Raw genomic sequence first — 557 nt, forward strand, 5'->3', positions numbered from 1 at the left:
GCGGAGAGTAGATTAGTAGATGCACCCTGATTAATAACTCCCGACCAATTTTGGTTTGGGGGTTTTTTTTGTAGAACTTATGTATCACAACAGGTAGCGAGAGTTTGAGGGCTGACGCATCGGGGCCGAGAAACCCGGTTTCTACGAGTTTTGGTTCGGGTTACGAGAAATAAGGGAAGAAACCGGGTTTCTGAAATTATCAATTTTCCGAAACAGTCCGGAACGAGGTGCTGTCGCACCGGAGATTAGATTAGTAGATGCACCCTGATTAATTAACTCCCGACCAATTTTGGCCGGGTTTTTTTTGCGGTATTGAGGCTGATGCTGAAAAAGTTTGAGGTAAGTGTCCGGATTGCGCGAGAATTCTCAGGAAGCTTAATTGGTAGATGCACCCTGATTAATTAACTCCCGACCAATTTTGGTTTGGGGTTTTTTTTTGAGCGATCGCACGCACAGCCAGCAATTCCGGCAAATTCTGCCAAACAGTCCGGAACGAGGTGCTGTCGCACCGGAGATTAGATTAGTAGATGCACCCTGATTAATTAACTCCCGACCAA

Annotated in this window: 1 protein-coding gene; it reads right to left on the reverse strand. The window is 46.0% G+C overall.

What is annotated here, in order from left to right; translation table 11 throughout:
- Positions 1-375 precede the first annotated feature (375 nt).
- Positions 376-557: hypothetical protein (locus QUB64_RS14115; protein ID WP_333394101.1), on the reverse strand; the 182-nt coding region annotated here is incomplete at its 5' end.

Source organism: Microcoleus sp. Aus8_D2 (genome assembly GCF_036702665.1).
In the GTDB taxonomy this organism is placed as follows: Bacteria; Cyanobacteriota; Cyanobacteriia; order Cyanobacteriales; family Microcoleaceae; genus Microcoleus.